Origin of the sequence: Pedobacter lithocola (assembly GCF_042650845.1) — a bacterium.
Classification (GTDB): Bacteria; Bacteroidota; Bacteroidia; order Sphingobacteriales; family Sphingobacteriaceae; genus Pedobacter; species Pedobacter lithocola.
Genome location: NZ_JBHSBW010000013.1, coordinates 187,840 through 214,078, shown reverse-complemented (window position 1 = coordinate 214,078; position 26,239 = coordinate 187,840). Strand labels below are relative to the sequence as shown.

Annotated in this window: 17 protein-coding genes; 13 read left to right on the top strand and 4 right to left on the bottom strand. The window is 41.5% G+C overall.

The annotated features are described in order from the left end of the window. Positions 1-7 precede the first annotated feature (7 nt). Positions 8-2,143, top strand: a complete 2,136-nt coding sequence (mobC, locus tag ACFOWA_RS14845) for a conjugal transfer protein MobC (RefSeq protein ID WP_378986481.1) — start codon at positions 8-10, stop codon at positions 2,141-2,143. Positions 2,144-2,202: 59 nt separating this feature from the next. Here the strand turns inward: mobC and ACFOWA_RS14840 are convergent, their stop codons facing one another. Both ACFOWA_RS14840 and ACFOWA_RS14835 read right to left on the bottom strand, forming a co-directional pair. After that, a complete protein-coding gene (locus tag ACFOWA_RS14840; protein WP_378986479.1) occupies positions 2,203-2,958 on the bottom strand; it encodes a response regulator transcription factor in 756 nt (251 codons plus the stop codon). Then, positions 2,955-6,116: a ligand-binding sensor domain-containing protein gene (locus tag ACFOWA_RS14835; RefSeq protein ID WP_378986477.1), complete on the bottom strand. Its 3,162-nt coding sequence runs from the start codon at positions 6,114-6,116 to the stop codon at positions 2,955-2,957. The genes ACFOWA_RS14840 and ACFOWA_RS14835 overlap by 4 nt, the downstream gene beginning before the upstream one ends. Positions 6,117-6,328: 212 nt before the next feature. On the opposite strand from ACFOWA_RS14835, the gene ACFOWA_RS14830 reads away from it, so the two are divergent. From ACFOWA_RS14830 to ACFOWA_RS14795, 8 genes are all read left to right on the top strand, one after another. Continuing rightward, complete coding sequence (locus ACFOWA_RS14830) at positions 6,329-9,355, top strand: SusC/RagA family TonB-linked outer membrane protein (protein ID WP_378986475.1); 3,027 nt, start codon at positions 6,329-6,331, stop codon at positions 9,353-9,355. A 10-nt stretch (positions 9,356-9,365) separates the two neighbouring features. Continuing rightward, complete coding sequence (locus tag ACFOWA_RS14825) at positions 9,366-10,958, top strand: RagB/SusD family nutrient uptake outer membrane protein (RefSeq protein WP_378986473.1); 1,593 nt, start codon at positions 9,366-9,368, stop codon at positions 10,956-10,958. A gap of 14 nt (positions 10,959-10,972) precedes the next feature. Next, entirely contained in the window at positions 10,973-12,961 is a 1,989-nt protein-coding gene (locus tag ACFOWA_RS14820) for a beta-L-arabinofuranosidase domain-containing protein (RefSeq protein WP_378986471.1), read from the top strand. Between the two features lie 363 nt (positions 12,962-13,324). Next, positions 13,325-15,820: a beta-L-arabinofuranosidase domain-containing protein gene (locus ACFOWA_RS14815; RefSeq protein WP_378986469.1), complete on the top strand. Its 2,496-nt coding sequence runs from the start codon at positions 13,325-13,327 to the stop codon at positions 15,818-15,820. A 385-nt stretch (positions 15,821-16,205) separates the two neighbouring features. Beyond that, positions 16,206-17,024, top strand: a complete 819-nt coding sequence (locus ACFOWA_RS14810; RefSeq protein ID WP_378986467.1) for an SDR family NAD(P)-dependent oxidoreductase — start codon at positions 16,206-16,208, stop codon at positions 17,022-17,024. Positions 17,025-17,074: 50 nt separating this feature from the next. Continuing rightward, on the top strand, positions 17,075-17,968 hold the full coding sequence (locus tag ACFOWA_RS14805; RefSeq protein ID WP_378986465.1) for a helix-turn-helix domain-containing protein: 894 nt from the start codon (positions 17,075-17,077) through the stop codon (positions 17,966-17,968). A gap of 87 nt (positions 17,969-18,055) precedes the next feature. Continuing rightward, entirely contained in the window at positions 18,056-19,144 is a 1,089-nt protein-coding gene (locus tag ACFOWA_RS14800; RefSeq protein ID WP_378986463.1) for a putative phage abortive infection protein, read from the top strand. Between the two features lie 350 nt (positions 19,145-19,494). Beyond that, a complete protein-coding gene (locus ACFOWA_RS14795; protein ID WP_378986461.1) occupies positions 19,495-20,412 on the top strand; it encodes a YncE family protein in 918 nt (305 codons plus the stop codon). A 120-nt stretch (positions 20,413-20,532) separates the two neighbouring features. Here ACFOWA_RS14795 and ACFOWA_RS14790 read toward each other — a convergent pair whose 3' ends face one another. After that, positions 20,533-21,456, bottom strand: coding sequence for a helix-turn-helix domain-containing protein (locus ACFOWA_RS14790; protein ID WP_378986459.1), 924 nt, complete (start codon positions 21,454-21,456; stop codon positions 20,533-20,535). A gap of 139 nt (positions 21,457-21,595) precedes the next feature. Further along, complete coding sequence (locus ACFOWA_RS14785; RefSeq protein WP_378986457.1) at positions 21,596-22,135, bottom strand: nuclear transport factor 2 family protein; 540 nt, start codon at positions 22,133-22,135, stop codon at positions 21,596-21,598. A gap of 389 nt (positions 22,136-22,524) precedes the next feature. On the opposite strand from ACFOWA_RS14785, the gene ACFOWA_RS14780 reads away from it, so the two are divergent. From ACFOWA_RS14780 to ACFOWA_RS14765, 4 genes are all read left to right on the top strand, one after another. Next, positions 22,525-23,559, top strand: a complete 1,035-nt coding sequence (locus ACFOWA_RS14780; protein WP_378986455.1) for a zinc-dependent alcohol dehydrogenase family protein — start codon at positions 22,525-22,527, stop codon at positions 23,557-23,559. 75 nt (positions 23,560-23,634) lie between these two features. Further along, entirely contained in the window at positions 23,635-24,570 is a 936-nt protein-coding gene (locus ACFOWA_RS14775) for an aromatic alcohol reductase (protein WP_378986453.1), read from the top strand. 104 nt (positions 24,571-24,674) lie between these two features. Then, positions 24,675-25,250, top strand: coding sequence for a GNAT family N-acetyltransferase (locus tag ACFOWA_RS14770; protein ID WP_378986451.1), 576 nt, complete (start codon positions 24,675-24,677; stop codon positions 25,248-25,250). 13 nt (positions 25,251-25,263) lie between these two features. After that, positions 25,264-26,196, top strand: coding sequence for a helix-turn-helix transcriptional regulator (locus tag ACFOWA_RS14765; protein ID WP_378986449.1), 933 nt, complete (start codon positions 25,264-25,266; stop codon positions 26,194-26,196). Positions 26,197-26,239: the final 43 nt, after the last annotated feature.

The window sequence follows — 26,239 nt, the reverse complement described above, 5'->3', positions numbered from 1 at the left end:
TACAACTATGCAGACCGGAGAAGACACCCAGGGACTAAGAAAGATCATCGACTTTACGCGATTGATCAGCCTGTTTATACTTAGTATCCATTTTTACATCAGTTGTTATGCAGCCTTTCAGGCATGGCATTTAACAGCGGAGATCACCACCCGCATTGTGCTCAACATCGGAAAGACAGGGCTGTTCATGGGCATGTTCAAACCCAAACTGGCCGCACTAGTATTCCTGCTCATTTCCCTGATCGGTGCCAAAGGCAAAAAGGAGGAAAAGATCAGAAAGGATGTGATTGCCATTTACCTGGGCGCAGGCTTGTTGTTCTATATTATCAGTAGCTTATGTTTCTATCTGACGGCATCACCCGTCATTATTACTGTTAGCTATATCGGATTGACTGCTATAGGTTATTTGCTAATCCTAACCGGTGGTGTACGGCTTTCCCGCCTGATCAGTCTGGGACTGACAAAAGATATTTTCAATACCGAAAACGAAACCTTCCCGCAAGAAGAAAGGCTATTGGAAAATGAATACTCTATCAACTTACCAGCCCGCTACGCGCTGAAAAAGAAAACTCGCAATTCCTGGATCAATTTTATTAACCCTTTTCGGGGGCTGCTCGTAGTCGGTACACCAGGGGCCGGTAAGTCCTATTTTGTGATCCGCCATGTGATCGACCAGCACCTGAAAAAGGGCTTCAGCATGTTCATCTATGATTTTAAGTTTGATGACCTCACAAAGATCGCCTACAACAAGCTGTTAAAGTATAAGGATAATTTCAAGGTGAAGCCACAATTCTACCTGATTAATTTCGATGACCTGTCGCGCACCCATCGCAGTAATCCGCTTGATCCGCAGAGCATGGAAGACATTACGGATGCGACCGAAGCATCAAGGACGATCCTTTTAGGATTGAACAGGGATTGGATCAAAAAGCAGGGCGAGTTCTTCGTCGAAAGCCCGATCAATTTTTTAACGGCCATTATCTGGTACCTGCGCAGGTACCGTGACGGCAGGTATTGTACTTTACCGCACGTGATCGAACTCATGCAGGCCGATTATGAAGAGCTGTTCCCGTTATTAAAAGAAGAGGAAGAAATTAAGGTACTGATCAATCCTTTTATCTCGGCTTACCAGAACAAGGCCACCGATCAGCTGGAGGGACAGGTCGCCAGTGCCAAGATCAGCCTGGCTCGCTTATCCTCACCGCAATTATATTACGTGCTATCCGGCAACGACTTTACGCTGGACATCAATAATCCGCTATCGCCCAAGGTTGTTTGCATGGGTAACAACCCGCTAAAGCTGCAAACCTATGGGGCGGTACTATCGCTTTACATTTCCAGGGTGATCAAGCTGGCGAACCGGAAAAACCAATTGAAAAGCAGTTTGATCTTTGATGAGTTCCCTACTATATTCTTCAATAATATAGACAGCCTGATAGCAACGGCCCGTTCCAATAAGGTATCTACTACTTTAGGGATACAGGATTACAGCCAGTTAAAGAAAGATTACGGACGCGAGCAGGCCGAGGTCATCATGAATATTGTAGGCAACATCATTAGCGGGCAGGTGACCGGCGACACGGCCAAACAACTTTCCGAACGGATAGGTAAGATCATGCAGGAACGCAACAGTGTCAGCATCAACAGTGCGGACACTTCAGTTAGTAAATCCACGCAACTGGAATACGCGGTGCCCGCATCAAAGATCTCAGGCCTGTCTTCGGGTTCCTTTGTAGGTATGGTAGCGGATAATCCGGATAAAAAAATCGACCTTAAAATATTCCATAGTGAGATACAAAACGATCATGCCGCCATCAAAGCTGAGGAAGATCAATACCAACCCATTCCAGCTATTGCAAACGTTAGTGCTTTGGATGTAGAAGAGAATTATAAGATGATCAAAGCAGACATCGCCGACCTGATTGAACTGGAGATTGGGGTTTTAAAGGCAAAGAAAGAAGCGTTGGATGCGGCGCAGACGAAGTTGGCTCCAAAGTCAAGGGAACAAGCCTGCGAAGGCATAAAGATAAAAGATACAAAGCAGAGAATCAAAAGATCTAAGAAAAGTAATATAACCCTCGCAAAACAACCTATAATCAAGCTAGGATTAGAAGGTGAAAATGATAAACCGATGTCTATGTAAAGAGTATCTTCCTCGTTTCATCTAAGTTCCATTAAGGGAGGTTGTACTGTTTAGATAGTTTAAAGGGATTTAAGAAAGGCTGTTGGTGACATCTTAAATTGCCTTAAAAAAGTTCTACTGAAATGGTTGGGAGAATTGAATCCCGTGATGTTTGACACTTCTGAAATTCGATAGTCGCCAGTGGCCAGCAGTTCCGCCGCTTTTTTCAAGCGGGCTACTGTAATAAGTTCTACTAAGCTAACCTCCGTAATAGAGCGAATTTTCCGGTACAATGTTGGTTTACTGATGAATAACGCGTCTGCCAAGTGTTCAGATTGCAGATCTGATTTTTCCATATTATCAATTATAACCTGATTTAGTCTTTCCATGAACACTTCATCTTCCCGGTTATTTGCGATCGATTTAAAGTGGATGAGCGGTGAACGGGAAAAGTAAGCCTTGATCATGCTTCTGTTCGTTAGCAAACTGGCAATCTGCGCTTTTAGATGTCTAGGCGAAAATGGCTTTTCTACATAAGCGTCGGCACCGATCTCCAATCCTTCGATCTTTGACAATAAGGTGTTTTTGGCCGTTAGCAACAGTAGTGGAATATGATTCCACTGTGTACTTGCTTTTAAGCGTTTGCATAATTCAAAACCATCTATTACCGGCATCATTACGTCGCTAATGATCAGACTAACGGGATTTCTTTTTAGTATAAAGTCAACTTTGCTAGGGTCTTGCGTTTTAATAATATCATAGTCCTTCGTCAGGGAGTCTTCTATGAACTCCAAGATCTCGGCATTATCATCTATAAGGAGTATTAGAGGTTTCATAACACTTTAGTCAGATTCGAAAGTTTAAATTCTACATCCTGATGGATGGGTAAAGTGAGTAGAAACACGTTTGTTTTGCCGTTGTAAGCCGCAAGTACCAAGGAACCACCGTGAAGTTCCGCCAGGGACCTTGCCAGAGACAGCCCGATCCCAGATCCGGGTTTATGTGCAGAGTCAGGTATCCGGTAGAAACTCTCAAATACCTTGTCTCTCAAAGTATCGGGTATTAGAAAGCCGTCATTACAAATGCTGATCGTAAACGTATTGGGTCCAATTATCACAGCACACAGTTCAACAATTACCATTTTCTCTGCATATTTGATCGCGTTACTAATTAAGTTGTCCATAATCTTGGTAAAAGCTTCCAAGTCAATAAAAGCGGACAAGCGTGGCTCATGAACTTGTGTCTTAAATTCCAGCTCCTTTTCCCTGGACATTACTTGATAGGTTCCCGTTATTTTTTTTACAAATTTGGAAATATCCATCTGCACGTAACTCAAGTTCAATCCGTTGGTTTCTGTGGCCCTGAAATGGAGGAGCTGATTTGTAAGCGCCAGCAGACGGTCGGTATTCCGTTCTATACTTTTTAGGTTCTTTTGTACAGTTTTGTTATCACCAACATCATCCATTACGTTTTCAAGCGGTCCCTTGATTAGCGTGAGCGGTGTTCTAATTTCATGCGCTACATTGGTAAAAAATTCGATCTTAGCATGGTAGACCTCCTTTTCTTTAGCCAGTTCAAGTTGTTCAAGCTTCTTTCTACTTTTTGACTTAATTCTATGGTGATAACTTGTAAAACCCCAATAAATCAATGCTGCCGCCAACAATGCGTATAATATCCAAGCCCAACCACTAAGCCAGTAGGGCTGATGTATGTTGATTACAAGGACTTTTTCGGCCCCCTTTTTTCCAGTGGCGTCTACTGATCTAACCCGAAACGTGTAAGTGCCGGGAGATAGTTCTGTATAGTAAACGCGCCGGTTACTGTTCAGATAATTCCAGTTGTGATCTACACCCTCTAATTTGTACGCATATCGTAAAACCTGTGGCGATATGAAGCTTAACGCGGCGAATCCAAGGTTAAATGTGGATTGATCATGCCGCAGTTCAATTGAATCTGTGCTAGTGATGGTTTTTTTTAAAATAGTTTTATCAATCTCAAGTTCATGGTTATCAATTTGAAAACTGGTTAGGTATATTGGCGGAACTACTGTCCCCGTGCTTATCTCCTCTGGTTTGAAGCTAATTAGCCCCGCAACTGTCCCGAAATAAAGCGTATTCCCATCGCTGAAGGCTGAATTATAATTAAATTGATCCGTCAGGAGGCCTTGTGCCCTGGTAAACAAGGACATTTGCTTACTAAACAGGTTCAAGCGCACCAGCCCCTTGGAAGTAGTAATCCAGAGATTTTTTTGCTTGTCTTCTAGTGTTTCCAACACCAAATTACTTGGTAAACCATCATCCGTCGTAAGGCGGGTGAATGTTTTCGCGTTATTGCTCATGTGGGTAAGTCCGCCGTTTTCAGTGGCAAACCAATAATCCCGGTTACTATCTTGGTAAACACCGCAAACCATATCGCTACTTAGGCTGTTCGGGAGTTTTGGATTGTGTCTGTAATTAGTATATGTTTTTAACCTTGGGTTATAGCTAAATACACCTTCTCCTATAGTTCCGATCCAAAGTATTTCATTGTCATCCTCAATTATGGTGCTGACATACAGGTAAGATGGCAAGCCTCCAACAAGCTTAAAAGTATCTTTATCCTGTTCATAAATGTAAACCCCGTTGTTTGTACCTACAAATATTTGACCTTTTCTGGTTTTGAAAATAGAGATGATAAAATCTGATTTCAAACCGCTGCGTCGGTCTTTTGCCTTGTAATGTCGTAAAGCTTTTCCGGTATTGATGTCGAGCACATCGAGGCCGCGTTCAAAGGTTCCGACCCATAGTTCTTTGCCCATACATAGCAAACCGTGAATATTATTTGAACTAATGCCACTGTCGCCGGCACCAGCTCTGAACGAAGTGACTGCGCCCGTCGCTGCGCTTATCCTGTTCAACCCGGCGTCTTCTGTTCCAACCCATAGGTTACCGTTAGCGTCTTTGCGTATTTCTCGTACAGCATTTCCGCTGATGCGATTCACAGAAGAATTGGCAAAATATTTTTTAAAAATAGATCGTTGAGGATGATAATAATTAACGCCGCCAAAATAGGTGGCCAACCAAATCCCGCCTTCACTATCTTTTTGAAGAGCGTAAATGGCGTTGTCAGATAGCGCGTACGGATCTGTATAATTCTGCCGAACGTTAGTTATGGTTTTAAGCTTTAAATCGTAGATATACAAGCCTGATTCAGTAGCGACCCATATTTCGTTATCGGTATATCTTGCTATGTCACGCACAAATACAGGTTCACTGGAAGGGGCAGGATATATTACAGGAATTGTAACTTTTGAGTGCACGTCGAATGCTAGCAAACCGGTTGTTGCCCCAATAAAAAGAACGTTATCTGAGCGATAGATTTTAATGACACGACTAACTTCATTCTCTAATGACTTGATTCCTTGGTTCTGGGGTAAAAAAAGGTTTTTAGATGAATTATAGCTGTAAACGGATCCATAGTCTGTGCAGGCCCATATTTCATTACCATGACAGGTGAAAGATGCAACTGGCGAATGCTCATCTTTCAGATACCGTATCATGCTTTTGTTTCCGCCGTCATAACGGTACAGCTTTGAACTGGTCAATACCCATAACCGGCCAGCAGTATCAGTTTCAATGTGTTCAATCTCAGTTTCCGGGACAGCCTTTACCGCAGTAAATGTTTCGGTTCTCTCATCAAACTTGAAAACACCTTTTCTGGTACCGATCCACAGTGCTCCATTTTCGGCATTTATGATCTGTAAAATAAAGCCACGTATAGGTTCCGGAAACCTTTTATCTCGAAAATTTTTAAACGTATAGCCATCAAATCTGCTTAAACCTTCCTTGCTGCCAAACCACATAAAACCTCTGCGGTCTTGCAATAGTGAAAAAACAGTATTGTTGCCTAATCCGTCCTCCACGCGGTAGTGCTTGAAGTAATACGGCTGTGCAGCACTGCTGTAACTGACGAACAGGAATAGCAGCAGATGTATGATTTTTAATTTAACGGACATATCGGTATATCAAATTTACACATACATATTTTAATAGAGAACTTGGAAAGTCAGAACGGTCAATATGATACGATTTGAATAGCATTTGATACCGTCAGTTAAGTCATTGAACGATAAGTGCCTTTAATTTGTAAGACTGCAATAGGTTCGGTCAGTTAACTGATCATTAAGACTATTGTGCATTCTAAACCTGCTAACCAAATAAACCAATTATGAAAAAAAAATTACAATTTTTTTGGGCGGAATGGATTCCCAAATATAGGGTGGCTTTTGTATGGCTGGCTATCCTGATTTCGACCTGTAAGCCAGCGGAAGCCCACTTATCGTCATCCTTTTACTGGCAACAGGAGCAACTGCGTATTACCGGTAAGGTGACTGATCAGGCAGGAGTAACATTAACTGGCGTAAGTATCAAAGTAAAAGGTCAAAATACAGGTGCAGTGACCGATGACAAAGGCAATTATGCAATCATTGTCAACAATGTGTCTGCCGTATTTATATTTAGCTATTTAGGTTTCACAACACAGGAAGTTGCGATCGGGGACAGACGGATCGTCAACGTCCAAATGATCGCCGTGCCTAATTCACTCAATGAGGTTGCAGTAATAGGCTATGGAACACAAAAGCGCGAACGTGTGACCAGTGCTGTTGCCACGGTTAAAGCTGAAAATTTCGCAAAGGGTGCAGTAACGGACGCCGGTCAACTGCTCCGTGGTAAGGTAGCTGGTTTAAGCGTCGTTACGCCTGACGGAAATCCCACCGGTGTCTCGCAGATTAACCTGCGTGGTATCACTACGATCGTTTCGGGCCGAGAGCCGCTTGTTTTGATCGACAACGTTCCAGGGACTTTGACAACCGTTGCCCCTGAAGACATTGAATCGATCGATGTTCTAAAAGATGGTTCTGCCGCAGCTATCTACGGAACGCGCGGAACAAACGGCGTAATCTTGATCACGACCAAAAAGGTCAACGGAGAAACGCCACCGACGCTGGAGATTAACAGTTACTTTACTACGCAACGGATCACGCGCAAACTGGATTTTATGTCTCCAAGTCAGTACCGTGAACTAGTATCAATGAAAAAGATCGGTGCCTTTGATTATGGCGCAAGTACGGATTGGTTAAAAGAAGTTACACAAACCCCATTTTCACAGGTTTACAATGCAAGTCTGAAAGGCGGGACTAATAAGACCAACTATATTGCAAACTTTAATTACCGCAGGCAGGAAGGTTTGATTCGAAAATCCAACAATAACATCATGTATCCGAGGTTGGAGGTTAACCACCAGATGTTCGATGGAAAGTTAAAGTTTAACGTTAACCTAAACGGGTACCAGCAGGAATATTTCTCAGGGGCAGACGGGAGCGCATTTAGAACAGACGTATATCGTAACGCGCTCACCTACAATCCAACTGACCCAATTCGTGACGCGCAGGGGAACTGGACGGAACATACAGATAAAACAGACTATGCCAATCCTGTTTCCCTACTGGAAGAAACCGACGGGCTTATTCAAAACAGTAACTTCCGTACGCTCGGCACAATCACATACAGCCCAATTAATGATCTAAAAGTTATGCTTTTAGGTTCGCGCGATCTTTTTAACAGCACCAGAGGCTATTACGAATCCAAGCAACATTTGTCTACTCGCCGTGATCGTCGCAATGGTTATGCTTCAAGGGGTACTACGCGGTCCGTTGAAGACCTTGCCGAACTGACGGCCACTTATAGCAAGGCGATTGATGATCACGACTTTACTGCCCTTGGAGGTTACAGTTGGCGACAGACAAATTATCAGGACTATTATATGCAGAATTGGGATTTTCCGGCAGATGATTTTACTTATAACAATATGGGTGCCGGACTGGCCCTGAAACGTGGGGAAGCGCAGCAGAACTCATACCAGCGTGAAAACAAACTAGTAGGTTACTTTTTTCGCCTAAACTATAGTTTTAAAAACAGGTATCTGCTTATGGCCAGTGTCAGACGGGAAGGATCATCTAAGTTTGGTACTAATTACAAATACGGTAGCTTTCCGGCAGTCTCACTAGGTTGGAACCTCATCCGTGAATCATTTTTGAGTGATAGCAAAGTCGTTAGCGCACTAAAAATCAGGGGCGGTTATGGTATTACCGGCACCGAACCTTCGGAGCCGTACATGTCGTTGGATCGATTGAACTTCAATACCCAGATTTTGGTTAACGGCCAATGGATACAGGCTATAAATCCATCTACCAATGCCAATCCTAATTTACGCTGGGAAAGAAAACAGGAGACAAATCTGGGCGTTGATTTTGGGTTCCTGAATAACCGTATTACCGGTGCGATCGACCTCTATAAGCGGACAACAAAAGACCTCCTGTTAGATTATACGGTGCCGACTCCACCGTACCTGTATAATACAATTCGCGCAAATGCAGCCTCTATGGAGAACAAGGGCATCGAGGTACAGTTGAATTTCCGTGCGATAGAGCGCACTAATTTTAGCTGGAATACGACTATCAACTATTCGACAAATAGAAATAAACTCGTATCGCTATCAGATGAAAACTTTCAATTGGCCAGCGGATACTTCGATGCCGGAGACACCGGAGAGCCTATTCAACAACGCATAAGCAGGGTGCAGATCGGGCAGCCAATTGGTAACTTCTGGGGTTTTAAGTCTCTGGATATTGATCAGAACGGTTACTGGATCATTGAAGGTAAGGATGGAAAACCAAAACCGATCGCACAGCAACAGGCAGATGACAAACAAGTGATCGGCAACGGCCTGCCTAAGCATTTCCTAAACTGGAACCACTCGTTCGCTTATAAAAATTTCGACTTAAACATTATTATGCGCGGGGCTTTTGGATTTCAGATATTAAACACTTCCAGGATGTTCTACGAAGCACCTGTTATGCTCACGCGCGGCAATGTGCTATCAACAGCCTACGATAATGTCTATGGCAAACGGCCTCTGGCAGATAACCAGTCGTTGAACTATGTCAGCTATTACATCGAAAATGGTGATTATTGGAAAATCGATAATATCACTTTTGGCTATAACTTAAAGTTAAAGAATACGCCTGTTAAATCGATGCGATTGTATCTGTCTGGTTCCAATATTGCAACCATTACTAAGTATAAAGGTATCGACCCGGAGGTTAGCATGGCGGGCCTTACGCCCGGGTTAGATAACAGAAACCGTTATCCGGCGACATCTACCTACACAATTGGTGCTATGTTGAATTTTTAAATAAAATCTCATGAAAAAGATCATAAAAACAATAACTCTGACTGCACTTGTCGGTCTAACCTTTTCCTGTAATAATAACCTCGACGAAGAGGTATTTTCGGATGTTACCCAAAAGACCTATGAATACAAAAACGCTTATCAGGCGATTGGTATCGTATACGCCAATATGCGTGGTTTGTTTGGCCATACAAACTATTACATGATCCAGGAGACCACTTCGGATGAACTGGTGATGCCCGCAAACGCTTCGGGCTGGGATGACGGTGGCATCTTCAAACGTATGCACCTGCATACCTGGAACTCCGAAAACCCCCAGCTGGCAAACATGTGGGATGCGCTGTACCGGGGCGTGACCAACGCGAACCGGGTAATTGAACAACTGGAAAAGGGGGTCGTTCCGGTGCCAACAGGTGTTACGAGGGAGCAACTGGTAGCCGAGATGAAAGTCGCCAGGGCGTTTAATTACTGGCTGATTTGCGACAACTTTGGTAACGCGCCGCTGGTTACCTCTACATCTACCGTACTTCCTTCCAAAACGAGCAGGGCAGATATCTGCAATTTTATCATCAATGACCTAACGACGGCAATACCCTTGCTCAGTGAGGAAAATAATAAACTCTATTACGGCCGCTTTAATAAATGGGGTGCAAAGGCGCTACTGGCAAATGTTTATTTAAATAGTGCAGTATACACCGGTCAGGCGAAGTGGGCTGAATGCGAAAAAGAATGTGACGATATCATCGCCTCCGGTAAGTATAAGCTGGACACAGATTACCGAAAGGCCTTCACAACGGTAAACGAAAACTCTCCGGAGATTATTTTTGCGGTCCCCTTTGACGAGAACGTAGCGGGCGGATTTTTCCCGGAAATGTTCTCTTGGCATGGCGCACTAAAAGACAAAGTACTCCTGCAAGCCTCACCTTGGGGAGCGGGTTCAGCTAAGGGCGTTCCACAATTTATCGACACTTACGATCCAGATGATCAACGTTTAGCCAATACATGGTTGATGGGACCCCAATTTGCTGCTAACGGAACTACCGTACTTGTCGGTTCTTATGATCAGGATAAAAAACCACTTATATTTACTAAAGCTTTACCTGATGGCTTGTTTACTGGTGAAGCAGAGGGTTACCGTATGAATAAATTCGATGTGAGAACAGGAAGTCGCTATGATTTAGGAAATGACTTTCCGTATTTTCGATATGCCCAGGTGCTGCTTATGAAAGCAGAATGCCAATTGAGAAGTGGTAACGCATCCGGAGCGGCGCTGTTGGTTACTCAAGTGCGCACTCGCAGCTTTAGCAACGCCTCTAAAGCAACGGTGACTGGTGCTGAACTGTCACAAAACACAAAATACCAATACGGCTTTGTAGAGAATTATGTGGTAACCAACCCAGGTAACACCCAACCGGTTCAATTTGGTCGTTTCCATGACGAATTAGGCTGGGAGTTTGCCTGGGAAGGCCATCGTCGCCGTGATAACATCAGGTTTGGCGTGTTCACCAGCAAAAGTTGGTTGTCGCACAAACCAACAGGTGATGATAGGTCAACATTCATGATACCGCAATCTGTGATCAACTCAAATCCAAAATTAAGTAACTAAATACATATATATCTATGAGGTTTCAGATCCTTTTACTATCCGCATTTCTTTTAAGTACTATAACAGTAGCTGCCCAAACCAATGCACCAGCTACCAACCCCTACCAAGAGCTACCACTTGGAACGATCAAACCGCATGGCTGGCTTCGCGAGATGCTCGTTCGTCAAAAAACTGGCTCTACTGGCAACTTAGAGCAGTTGTACCCCGCCGTTATGGGTAAGAGGAATGGTTGGCTGGGTGGCGATGGTGATCAGTGGGAACGCGGCCCATACTGGCTAGATGGTTTATTGCCATTAGCGTATATACTTAATGATAAAGAGCTCATAGCAAAGGTAAAACCTTGGATTGAGTGGTCAATTGCTAGCCAGCGTGCTGACGGATATTTCGGGCCTTCTAAAGATTATGAGCCCGAAAATGGTCTACAGCGTGATAACGCGCAGGACTGGTGGCCAAAAATGGTCATGCTTAAAGTGCTGAAACAATATTATTCAGCAACTGGCGATAAGCGGATTATCAAGTTGATGACGAACTACTTTCGGTATCAGCTGAAGGAGCTGCCAAACAAACCGCTTGACAATTGGACATTCTGGGCTCGTTACAGAGGAGGTGATAATCTTATGTTAGTGTATTGGTTACATGGCATTACAAAAGACGGCTTTCTGCTTGAACTGGGTGACCTCATCCATAAACAGACATTTGATTATACAAAGGCATTTGCCAACTCGCCGATGCTGTCTACTAAAGCTAGTTTACATTGTGTTAACCTTGCTCAGGGATTTAAAGAGCCGATCATTTATTACCAGCACCATCGTGAACAAAAATATCTGGATGCAACTCAAAAAGGATTAGATGACCTTATCAAGTTCAACGGGATGGCTCATGGATTATATGGCGGAGATGAAGCACTTCATGGCAATAACCCCACACAGGGATCAGAGTTGTGCTCTGCGGTAGAGATGATGTTTTCATTAGAAAGTATGTTGGAAATTACCGGAAATATCCGGTTCGCTGATCAACTGGAAAAAATCACCTTTAATGCCCTACCCGCCCAGGCGTCCGATGATTTCGTTACGCATCAATATTTTCAGCAGGCAAACCAGGTGCTCGCCACCCGTAAGACAAGAAACTTCGAGGTAAATCATCATGGTACTGACCTGTGTTATGGCGTACTTACGGGCTTCCCTTGCTGTACATCTAACATGCATCAGGGATGGCCCAAATTTGTGCAAAACTTGTTCTATGCCACGGCTGACAAAGGTATTGCCGCGCTTGTTTATTCTCCTGCTGAAGTGAGTTTGAATGTTTCTGGCAATGTTCCGGTAACTGTTGTAGAAGAAACTGAGTACCCTTTCAATGAAACCGTTCGGTTTAAAATGCAGATCGGCAGCAAATCCGGAGTTGAATTTCCGTTTCATTTAAGGATACCAACATGGTGCAAAAAGGCTACTATAAAGATCAATGGGGAGGCATTTAGTGAAGAAGTTGGTAACAAGGTCGTTAAAGTAGCCAGGCGATGGAAAAATGGAGATGTTTTGGAGCTGGTCTTACCAATGCATATCTATAAGAATAATTGGTACGAAAACTCGGTATCGATCGAGCGCGGCCCGCTGGTGTACGGGCTTAAGATTGGGGAAGACAAACAACTCGTGAAAAACGAGAAGGATCCGCAGGAATATGGCCCTGACTATTATGAGATCAAGCCAACTACGCCATGGAATTATGGGCTCACCAATGTGAGAAACGATAAGCTGGCAGAGAACTTTAAAGTTGAAAAGAGCAACGGACAACTGGCGGAATATCCGTGGAACCAGGAAAACGCACCTATCAAGATAACGACTAAGGCTAGACGGATACCGTCGTGGCAAGTTTATAATGAAATGGCCGGACCAGTACCGTTCAGTACTATCTTTCAATTCGAAACCGAAAAGAACATGGAAGAAATAACTTTGATACCTTATGGCTGTACACAATTGAGAATTTCACAATTCCCGGTAATCAGGTAATTGTTTAACTAATTCAACGTATTTTACCTAATGGTCTTTGAAATTTGTATAGTGTAAGCTCTTTGTTCAACAGCTACAGGTGGACACCAAGTTTGTTGTGTGGCTTTAATTAAGAACACCTTTGTGATAATATAACATGAGGCAGGCACCTTTATAATATGGTTGCCTGCCTTTATTTGAAAGTTATGACCATACTCTAAAAAAGTTTCTATTGAATAAACTGTTGACTACTAATTAGACTTTGCAAAAGCGCATTTATAGCCGACTTAATTAATGAATTAATTACGCTCAATTGAGAGCGGTAAAGATATATAACAAATAAATATGATAACCAGGTATATAGTGCGCTTAGCCGCATGTTCAATGTTGACCTTTGCTATGGGTAACGCAGCAGTTGCACAACAAAAAAAATCAACCTTGTATAGCTTTAATAAAGCGCCACTAAAACAGGATGTATACGTTCAACTGCCGCTGGGAAGCATTAAGGCAAAAGGCTGGTTGCTGAAGCAACTTGAACTGCAAAAAGATGGTTTTACAGGAAATGCAGAAGAGCTCTATCCAGGAAAGAATGATCTTGGAAAAGACGCAGACTGGTTGGGTGGTAGTGGGAACAGCTGGGAAAAAGCACCATATTACTTAAAAGGGCTCGTTGCCTTGGCCTACACCTTAGATAATGATACATTGAAAGCGAAGGCTCAAAAATGGATGAATTACACGTTGGATCATCAACAGGAAAGTGGTCTGTTCGGACCGGTAAAAATGAAAGACTGGTGGCCAAGAATGCCTTTTATGTATGCGCTACAAAGCTATTATGAAGCGACAAACGATGCAAGAGTTATCCCGTTTTTGTCAAAGTATCTGAAATATGAACTTGCCAATCTCGATCAGGATCCATTAAAGGAATGGGGCAAATCCAGGGCAGGTGACAACATAGAAATTGCTTTGTGGGTATATAATAAAACTGGAGAAAAGTTTTTACTTCAGCTCGCGGAAAAACTAAAAAACCAATCTTACCCATGGGCGGATATTTTTAATAGAAATCAGTTCGATTATTTCGGCAATGATTACCAGCCAAAGCATATGGTCAATGTAGCCCAGGCCTTGAAATTTCCCGCTATATACTCGCAGATCAATCAATCAGCTTATTATACTGATGCTTTAGAAAACGGGATAAGCCACCTTTTGGAACATAACGGCCAGCCACATGGCCTTGCATCAGGCACCGAAAGATTGTCAGGGAAAAGCTCTGTACAAGGTGTTGAAACCTGTACCGTTGTAGAATGGATGCAAAGTCTGGAGACTGCATCAAGAATACTTCACGATGTCCAAATAGGCGATCAACTTGAAAAAGTAGCATTTAACGCCCTACCTGCCCAATATAGTAAGGACTTAAAACAACACACCTACTATACGCTACCTAATCAGGTAATCAGTGTGCGGGGTCCGCATGGGTTTAACCAGGATTATGGAAACGGTATAGTTCCCGGCCCATACTCGGGCTTTCCTTGTTGCAGATACAACATGCATATGGGATGGCCTTATTTTGTTAAAAACAGCTGGGCAGCTACACCTGATGGCGGTCTGTCCGTTATTACTTACGGACCAATGACCGTAACAGCAAGAGTGGCTCAAGACGCGCAGGTAACAATTGATGAGGAGACCGGTTATCCGTTCGAGGAGCAGATAAAGATGAATGTTAAATTGAATAGACCCACATACTTTCCGTTAAGATTTAGAATTCCGTCATGGTGTATTAAGCCTGTAGTTAAAATCAACGGGCAACTAGTCTCTGGGGTGAAACGCGGTGAGCAGTTACTAATAAAAAGAAAATGGAGCAACAGGGACCAAATCGTGCTTGAGTTTCCTATGCACCTTAAAACCGAGCAACAAGTTAATAACGGCATAAGTATTGAAAGGGGACCGTTAGTATTCGCATTGAAGATCGACGAAGAGAAAAAAAATATAAAAGAATTCTCAGTAAAAGGTTTCTATGAAACTGAGATCACTCCAAACTCCCCCTGGAATTATGGCTTATTGACGGAAAGTGGCGACATTAATAAAAACGTCACATTAGTAAGATCCTCAATACCAGAAAACCCTTTTGTTCAAGAACAAGCACCCTTAAAGCTTAAAATGAAGGCAAAGTTGATCCCTTCATGGACGCTGGATTATAAAGGCACTGCGGCATTTGATGTTCCTTTTAGCCCAGTACTTTCGAATGAAAAAACGGAGGAGGTTACCTTAGTTCCTTTTGGGGCAACGAACTTGCGCGTTAGTATATTTCCAACAATCGGAATGCCGAAATATACAGATATGAACTATCTGGAAAACTTTGATCACAATACTTCAAAAGGACTGGTGGTATACGGAGGTGCATGGTATTATAAAGATAATGCCATCCATTCTGCTCCTAATGAAGATGGCCGTTCAGGCCCTGGTATAAAAGCAATTGCAACAGCCACTAAATTTGCTGATTTTATATACAGTGCTAACATATCGATAAGTACAGCAGGCGATGCCGGTTTATTATTCAGAGTAACTGAGCCGGCAATAGGATCAGAAGCATACAAGGGCTACTATGTTGGCCTGAATGCTAAGGCAGGCACACTAACGTTTGGAAAGTCAAGTAATAACCAATGGAAAGCAATCTCTTCCTCCAATTATCCGTTAGAAATGAACAAAATTTATAACGTTTCAATTAAAGCTGTCGGCGACAGCTTTAAAGTGTACGTTAATAACAGTAACAAGCCGGTTATCACCGCTACCGACAATGAATTTAAAGTTGGTAGCGTAGGTTTAAGGGCTTATAACGCCTTAGTAACGGTAGATGATCTTAACGTACGGGCTTTCACAAAGTAAAATAAATCCCGGTATCAACCTTAAATAGGTTCATATAACAAATTGGTTAAACAATGTCTCTAAGGCAGTAAATTAATAATCGAATTAATAATTACCAATGAAAAACCGCTTCCGCTAGCACACTGTCGCAATAGTACGATTTTTTGTTGCTGATCTGTTACTAAAATCCCATTACTTACTGACTATCAAGGCCTCAGTACTTTCTATTCCGAATGCTTGTCTTAGGCGTAGAAGCTAAAAAGATCGAGTGTAGTTTAGTGAATAGTTTACAAACGGTTTAAATATCGATTCGGCCGTAAAAGTGTATCAGCAGTCCCAACATTTGTATAAATTATTGTGTTCATGGTTATGGACTTTTGTCATGTAACTTTTTAACAAAGAAATCATGTCAAAGAAAATCTTAATAACCGGGGCCTCAAGAGGTTTTGGAAAATTGTGGGCACAAGGCCTTTTAAATAATGGTCACCAGGTAGCTGTAACTGCCAGAAATGTAAACGACCTTGATGATCTGGTTCATCAATATGGGGATTCGGTTTTTCCCTTACAGCTAGATGTAAACGACCGGGACGCTTGTTTCTTAGCCATCAACAAAGTTCATGAGCATTTTGGAGCAATAGATGTATTGGTAAATAACGCAGGTTATGGTCTGTTCGGTGCCATTGAAGAAACCACAGAAGCACAGGCCCACATGCAAATGGAGACGAACTTTTTTGGGCTGCTTTGGCTAACCCAGGCCGTCCTGCCAGTAATGAGGGCTCAAAAAAGCGGTCACATCGTGCAGGTTTCAAGCATATTAGGCTTAGTTACTTTGCCGGTGCTCGGGCTATATAATGCCTCTAAATTTGCTGTAGAAGGCTTAAGTGAAACCTTGGCAAGCGAAGTGAAAGATTTTGGAATTAATGTTACCATGATCGAGCCAAACGGATTTTCCACCGATTGGTCAGGCGCCTCCTCTGTTCAGACCGACGCTTCGGAAACCTATGAGCCCCTCAAAAAAGCCTTTAATGAAAGTCTAACCCCTGATATCTGGGGCAAGCCGGAAGCAACAGTTAAAGCAGTGGTCAATATGATCGAAAGCGAAAGCCCACCATTGCGCTTATTGCTGGGGAAAATGGCTCACCCATTTATCACCAGTGTTTATGAGCAACGCGTGAAGAGTTGGAACGATTTTAAAGAAATTTCCGATGCAGCACACGGAGCGTAAATCGCAGATAATATCAATCGATAAGCATTAAATTAAACTAACTTTAGGATATGAAACACTATAAAAGCCTAAGTGGATTATACCGTGAAAACGGTTTCCCTCCGCCAGAGCATCCTTTGATCAGCTTATATCAATGTAAGCGTACATGCCTGCTCGGCAACAGGGAATTCACCGGTGACTTCTATATGATCGGTTTCAAAAAACTAAAATCAGGTATTATTAAGTATGGACGCACTCGCTATGATCACGAGTGCGGCTCCATGCTTTTTATAAGGCCACGACAGGTGATTGAGATGAGCGAATTAGAACTCGAGGAAGCCGGTTTTTTGATATTCTTTCACGAAGACTTTCTTGCTGGTCACCCGTTGTATGAAGAAATAAAGAACTATCATTTTTTCGAGTATGAAACAAACGAAGCCCTGCACCTTTCTCCGAAAGAAGAACAGATGGTCTGGGAGTTGTACCGCATCCTGGAAAATGAATATCATAATAATCCTGACGAGTTTAGCCGCGAACTGATGTTAGCGAATGTTGATTCCATGCTTAAATATGCAAAGCGCTTTTATAAACGACAGTTCGTTAATCGAGAAGCACTTGCGGGAAAAATGGTTACCCGTTTTCGGGATGAACTCAATTTGTATTTTTCCAATGGTTCTCTTCAAACCAAGGGGCTGCCCTCTGTTCATAATATAGCCGAAATGCTCAATATTTCTCCCAGGTATCTCAGTGATCTTTTAAAGCAGGAATGCGGTAAAACAGCTTTGGAACTGATACATATTCAGTTAATTCTGGAAGCTAAAAACAGGCTTAAAAGATCGGAACGCCAGTCTGTCGCAGAAATTGCTTACAGCCTGGGTTTCGAAAATTTGCCCTATTTTTCAAGGCTTTTTAAAAGAGAGGCCGGATTAAGCCCGGTTCAGTTCCGAAAGCTACTTCTCAACTAGGTATTGAGGATCTTACTGGAATACCCTGATTACCAGCCCACCTTCTCCATCAAAGAATAGTCTTCTTCATAAGATAAAAATCATATAATGTCAGAAAGAGTTAAAAAGATCAATTATAAAAGACTGAGAAATCGGTCAGTTTTCCTTAATGTCTTATACAGGATTCTACTGTATGGAACGCTCGGTGTCTTCTCAGCCTTTATGCTTCCGTATCTTTTCTTTCACTTTAAAGAGCAAAGCACACTATCTGCCAATTTGGAACGCGAGTATAACCGATACGCTGAAAATAGCCGTATTAAAAAGGTTGACCCGTACAGTAATAAACCTCTGTTATCAACTAACTTTATAACGATCTCTAACAGTCTGACAAGCAGCATCAATAGCAAGGCTACGATGATCACGACAAGCTTGAGCGTCCTGCTGGTTGTTATTACTATACTGTTTAATATTAAGAGCGCACGTAAAAATGGGTTTAAAAGTACTTTTTTCGAATTTCTAAAAATCCATCGCAATAATGTTGATCAAATTCAAACCAAAGGAAAAACGGGACATGACGCCTTTATTGCGATGTACGAGGAGCTTATGGAAGTTATTCCTCTGGTACAAAGTGCGAATTTAGCAATAGGCCCTAAACAGGTATATGAGATCGCTTATCTCTCCTTTTTCTGGGGAGTTGGCCCGTCATCATCTGCGATATTAAAGGATTATTTGGCAAGTCGATATAATTTTACCGAAGAAGCATTAGATTATTTTATTACATACCTGCAAAACTGTAAAGTTGAGCGCGATGAACAGATCGGAAAACAGAAAAATGGTAATCTGAGTGAAAAAAATGTTGTTTGCCTGTTGGATGGTCATCAGTCCGACCTTGGACACTATTTCAGGCACCTTTATCAAACAGTTACCTTTATTCATACTCAGCCATACATGCCATATTTTGAAAAGTATGAATATGGTAAAACCTTACGTGCGCAGTTCTCTAATCACGAATTGGCTATTTTTACGTACAATGCGAATTCGCCGCTGGGCAAAAACTGGGAACCAATGAGTGGCAGCAAAACGAGGAAATTAATAAGCTATTATGAGTTGATTAAAAATGTACCACCCAGCCTGGTCCGACATTTAAACGTTCGGCAAACCTTTCCTTCTATCACTTTTGAGGTCGATGAGCACTAATGATAAAATTAGCGTTAATAATTCGCGTCTTTCTTATACATGGGCATAAGATCGATGCTCAAAGAAGCTGGGTAACTCAATAAACCTCTTATTCATTCGTCCGTCTTCAGTGCATTTCGCAAGCGCCCCTATAGCTAAGATTGGCACTAAAAATTCTTATCCCCTGGATTGTTTTTTACAATTATTGGATTGTTTCGCGCAATGATCTTTATAAAGATTTTAGATAATCTTGTGTAAGAAATACACATAGCAGAAGTACGTGTGACTAAAGCAACGGCAATGCTTACGGTGTTGTAGGCCAGGCTACGAATTAAATAATCGAACTTAATATCAAACAAAAAAAGGGACGTATGAAAACAAAAAATATAATAAATATTGCTGCGGTTTTCGTGGTGCTTTTTCTGACTAATTTGAAATCCGAAGCTCAAAAAGTTGTGTTGGGTTTTTCCTCACCCGAAAGCGTAGTTTCGAACGGGAAAAGATTTTTTGTATCGAATATAGGCCCGGGTAATAATAAGGTCGGCAAAGATGGCGACGGTTTTATTTCCGAAATTTCATCAGCGGGAAAAATGAGAATAAGCCATTTTTTACCTGACACCGGTAAATTAAATTCACCGCATGGAATGGCAATAATTGGAACCACGCTGTACGTAGCCGATATAGACAGGGTGGTAGGTTATGACATTAACACCCGGGTAAAAGTGTTTGAGGTAAATATGGGTGAGTCTGCAGGTCTGTTAAATGATATCGCAAGCATTAATCGCGACCTAATTGTTGTTTCCGACACATTTAAAGATATTGTTTACGCCATAAATATCCGGACGAGAGCAATAACAGGCATAGGAAATGTTCCGGGTCCCAATGGTCTGGTTTATGATGAGACTAAGAACTTGCTATATGTTTGTACGGTAGGTCATCACAGTAATGGCGAGGGCCAAATGTATGTCAAATCTGGTTTTGGCGCTGATTCTCCTTGGGAAACAGTAGCGGGTGGACCTAAATCTGGCGTATTTGACGGGATAGAAATTTTAAATGCCGATCATTTATTATTGTCAGACTGGATAACTTATCCTTCGTTGAAAGGTCGGCTCGTTATTTATGATAAACAGCAAAATAAATATCAAAGTCTTCCTATGGGTACTGAACCGGCAGATATGTTTATTGATCGTCATACTAACCTCATTTACCTACCGCAAACCGCTAAGGATCGCTTGATTATTCTAAAAGAAAAACAATTAAATCGCCGAAAAATAGCATTATTAAAATAGCCGTCTCTCGGGTTTATTTAATCAGTTCCGAGCTTGGAACAGCTGGTTATGCGACTTTTGTAGGTTTTGTAAATAAGTGAAGCTTAAAATGGATACGAGCCTAAGTTGCGAGCGGCAGTATTACAATATGGGATGCTGTTCTATAGGAATCTTCCTGTAGACTCTGGGACTTAGTATCTCATTCTTTTTGAAGAAATTTATGAAATGAGGAGCCTCTTCAAAGCCGAGACACCAGGCGATCTCCGAAATGTTCCAGTCCGTATGTTTTAATAAGCCCCTCGCTTCCTGGACTATTCTTTCAGCAATGAGCTGTGAGGTGGTTTTTCCGGTAATTTTCTTTAAAGACTTATTGAGGTGATTTACATGTAAACCAAGCTGGTTAGCAAATTCCAGAGGAAATCGCAGTTTCATTCTTTGTAAAGGCGATTCGATAGGGAACTGCCGCTCTAGTAATTCAATAAACATAGATGCCGCCCGCATGCTAGCGTTTGATTCATTATATTGTTTACCTGTTGATGGCTGCATTTTTAGTGCGCAAAAAATCAGTTCCAGTACCCGGTTGCGCAAAACGTCATATTTATAGGTAAAATCAGACTCGATTTCTTCAAACATCTTTGAAAAAATGTCATTGATCTCATCTGCCTGTTCTGGAGAAAGCTCAAAGAGTGGCGTATTCCCTAATTTAAATACAGGATAGTCCTTAATATGAACTGATGCGTTGAAAAAATCATCGTAAAAAACACAAAAAACACCTGACTGCTCATTACCCACATGCTCCCAGGAATAAGGAACATATGGATTAGAAAAAAGCAAGCCGGTTTTTTTTATTTCCAAAGACTGATCCGCATAAAACAGCTTTGTATTTCCATTAATCAAACTGATCTTATAATATCCTTTTCGATTATAGATATTACAGTTAACTGTTTTTCCGCCGCTATCTTTTAATGAAAATATATTGAACTGCCCAATATCCTTTCGCAAAGTCTCCGGCATCCAGGTAAGCTTATCAATAAGATAACTGCCGCGGTTTTGATTCTTGTTCATGTTCTTTTAGATTAGGTATTTCTGCAGATCCCCTGGTTTTATCATCCGCAGATCGTAACGGCCCTTGATTGCTATAATGCAGTAGTCCAAATTTAATAGATAAAAAAATGATAAGCTGACCATTTATTACAACACTAGTTTATTCGTAATTTAGATGCTTGTTCGGCTGGCTGATTTTTACCCTCTCCATAAGATCATTGAGAATGTAAGTGTCTAAATAAGCGGTTACTCTGATAATACGATCATTTTTTAGAGTCATATACCATACGTAAGAATTTTTATAGGGCTTGCCGTCTAATGCTATCGAATTACCTTCCCATTGAGCCACTACAAGATTTCCCTCCGCCAGGATACTGACGAGCTTCGGGGACAATCGTCTGGAAAGTTTTGCAGAAATCGGGTATACCACTTTATCCATAAGTTGCTTTTTTGAAACATACGTACCGGATATGACCCCCGGCCCACTACCGGAAACGGTCCAGATTGCCTGATCATCTAACAAATCAAAAACTGAACCTGTGCCTAATTGCCATTTTTTAAATTGATTCAGGATTAACTTCTTATTTCGATCAGTTTCTGTTATTTCACTTTTACATGAATACGTAGTAATTAAACTAATTACTGCTAAAGCGATTACCGCATATTTATCAAAGCTGTGTTGGTTTTTAAATACTTTCATTGACCCTGCTTATTTGGTTGTTATTGATTTAAAATCTGATATAGAAATTTAATCAAAAGTATCAGTTCCAAACGCTTAAAAGTTGTAAAATTCAATCAATTTATTGCTATAAAGGTGCAAAAGTACGTGTAAGTCTGTCCTACGATTTGTGATTGTAACCGTCATTCGCAAGCATTGGTATGGTTTGATAGAGCAGACAAGCTTATTTTATTGACTTGCTGATTCGGTTAGAAGGCTTATAACTAGAATACCATAGTTAGAGGTGACTCAATGCAAGTTTGACCCCGAAGCAATTTTTATTTACGGAATAATTGATTTGAGCAATTATTGAATTGATTGTCGCAACTTTCCATGTAGGAACGGCCAATATCTTTACAAAAAAATGATTGATGAAAAATAAAATGAAAGCATGGCGATTGCATGATTTCGGAATGAACAATTTTAGCATGGATATTATTTCCGTTCCTGTTCCGAATTTTAATGAGGTGTTAATTAAAGTATCTGCCGTTTCTCTCAACTATCGGGACAAAGCGATATTAGAGGGAAACTATAGCGCTGACATATTAAAGAACGGACCTTTAACGCTGGTTTCTGACGCAGTGGGTGTAATTGTAGCCATAGGGAGTGGTGTAAGAAGATTTAAAGAAGGCGACCGGGTATTAACGCATCTCCATTCAAATTGGTTAGACGATCCGAGGAAGCCAGATGAGGCAGACTTTATGTTTGGCGGCCCGCTGCAGGGTGCCCTTGCTGAATTCATGGTAGCCAATGAAAACGGTTTGGTAATGTCGCCGGCGTATCTAACTGATGAAGAGGCTTGTACTTTGCCTATAGCCGCATTAACCGCCTGGTATGCGCTTAATAGCATCGGACAGTTAAAAAGGGGCAATACTGTCCTAATTCAGGGAACCGGCGGCGTTGCGCTTTTCGCGGTTCAAATAGCCAAAGCAATGGGAGTAGAAGCAACTGTTATAACCAGCCAGAATACTAAAGGTGAAAAAACACTTCAATTGGGGGCTAAGCACTATATAAATTACACATCTGAACCCAATTGGGATGAGAAAGTTTTGGCATTGACTCATAATGAAGGTGTCGACGAAGTGTTAGAGGTGGCAGGCGGTGATTTAAATAAATCCATCATGGCAACCAAAACATCAGGCCTGATCACATTAATTGGATTCCTTGAACATCCCGAAATTAGTTTCAATATGTTTCCGGTTATAATTAAACAGATAAACCTGCAGGGTATTTCTACAGGTCATCGAAAAGCATTTGAGGAAATGATTGACTTTTTTAACGTCCACAGGATTAATCCGGTTATTGATAGCGTTCATACCTTCGAGAATTCACCTAATGCTTTCCGGCGACTAGAAGAGGGTGCTTTTGGCAAGATCGTGATTAAAGTGAACCCTCTAAAACAATGAAGTTAAAGTTGAAGCAATATCTGAAATGTGAATGGCTTAGAGCTTTAGATTTAATTTTAACAAATAAAAGAAAAAATGGATAATACTTCAATACTGGTGTTAGGAGCTGGTGAACTTGGCATGACAGTGTTACGCAATTTGGCGCAGCATCCATCGCGTTCTTCTGTAGAAACAATTACGGTACTGCTAAAGCCATCAACAATCGAATCAAAGGACCGTGCCAAGATACGGGATATCGCCGAACTTAGGTTGCTTGGCGTGGAGATTATTCCCGGTGATCTGTCTGCTTCAGTTGCCGAACTCTCCGGTATTTTCAATCGCTTTCATACAGTTATATCCTGCACTGGATTTGTAACAGGTCGGGGGCTTCAGATTAAGTTGGTTGAGGCAATACTAAATGCCAGGGTCAAGCGCTATTTTCCCTGGCAGTTTGGCGTTGATTACGACGTTATTGGAAGAGGTAGCGCTCAGGATCTTTTTGACGAGCAACTGGACGTTCGCGATCGTTTACGGTCACAACACAAAACTGAATGGGTGATCATCTCGACCGGAATGTTCACAAGCTTTCTGTTTGAACCATCTTTTGGAGTGGTTGACTTAGCAAACAGCACCGTGCACGCACTTGGAAGTTGGAAAAATGCTGTAACAGTGACTACACCCGAGGACATTGGGAGATTGACAGCAGAGATTTGTTATTATCAGCCCCGAATAATGAATAGTGTCGTTTACACTGGTGGCGATACGATTACTTACGGTCAACTGGCTGATATTATAGCTACAATTTCAGATAATAAAGTACATAGAGTAGAATGGAGCTTACGGAAACTTAAAGCTGATCTTGTTCAGGATCCTGACGATGTAATTAAGAAATACAGGGTCGTTTTTGCTGAAGGAAATGGAGTTTCATGGGATATAGAAAAAACTTTTAACGCGCAACAAGAATTAGAAACATCAGATGTGATACACTGGGCAAACAATCACTTAATTACAAAATCTACTTTAGTTAAGTGAGCTGAAGCTAATGCTTGATAAAACGCTTTAATCTTATAAAAAGTTTGAAAGTAACCAATAAAGGAATTCTACCAACTAATTTATAACGATTGGCGACAATTCATATGAAAAGAGCAGTAAAAAAAGACAAGGTCTTGGTGATTAATATACTGGCAAAGGCTTTTGACGATAATCAAAGTGTAAATTACATTGTCCGTCAAGATGACAACCGAGAAAAGCGCATCCGCGCTCTAATGGATTACTCATTTGAGGTGTGCAATCGCTTTGGCGAAATATGGTTAGGGGACGATCGAAAATCCTGCGCGTTGATCTTGTATCCGCATCAAAAGAAAATAACACTGGTAACCGTTTGGCTTGATATCAAGCTTGTTTGTCAAGCCCTTGGCTTAAGTGGTATTTTGAAAGCACTTGACCGCGAGTCAAAAATACAAGAGAAACAACCAAAAGAAAAGATGCTGTATATCTGGTTCATTGCAGTTGATCCACTTTGCCATAAACAGGGAATTGGAAGTCTTCTTTTACAGCACCTTAATGCTAGAGCTCAAAGCATCGGACTGTCGGTTTATCTTGAAACTTCTACCCCAAGAAATCTACCATGGTACGAGCGTTACGGATTTCAAATTTATGACAGCCTTAAGTTAGATTATACCCTTTATTTTCTAAAGCGATCTACCAGTTAAACATAAAATAGCTATGCTGGTATTTGGGACGGAGATGCACGTGGTGACGTTTGTTTTTGCAGTGTTGGAAATATTTATGTTCAGCTATCAGCTCATATTCTATTTATCCAGGCCGCAAGACACTCAAAGAATGTGGTATTTAATACTGCTTTTTCTACTTATCCTATATAATATTACCGGCGGGCTTTTTCCTGACAACGGGTTAAGCATTTCTATCGTCACGCAGAACATAATTGCCTATGGGACAGGATTTATAATGGCTTCCTACTTTCCTTATTACTTTTACAGAGGATTTGATCTCAAAACACTACGTTTTCATGCCATATATGGGGTGCCGCTATTCCTTTTACTGCCTTACCTTGTTTTCTTTGTTATCGGGTACTCTTTAAATAAAAATTTAAATGCTGCCATTGAATATGGCAGCATAATTCCCTTCTTTTATGCCCTTATATTGCTGTGGGCTATAATCAAGGCGATTAGAATTCAATATAAAGAGCACAGGCAACGCAATAATTTCTTAGAGGAAGTGGGCGTTTATTTCGCAGTTACCCCATGGGCATCCATGCCTATATTATCCTACTTTCATGCCTCTCAACTCGTTGAGGTACTATTTACGAATACCGGTTTTATAATTATCACCATCATATTTATCTCTACATCTATTAAAGCTGCAAGAAAAGAGTATGCTGAGTTGTTAGAACTGAAGATGGCAGATAAACAGTCTTCACCCTATTTTACCGAGAATTGCTCCCGGTTTGGTTTAACCAAGAGAGAGATTGAAATCGTTCAAAATATCCGTCAGGGCCATAAAAATAAGGCTATTGCCGAAGGTCTCCATATCTCGGAAGGAACTGTAAAAAAGCATATTGAAAATCTGTTTCATAAAACAGGCACCAACGGACGGATGGAACTTATAAACAAATTAGTTTCGAAAAATAACGGATAAAAGTGGCTTATAATTCTTAAAATAAGCCGAAAGACGTATAAAG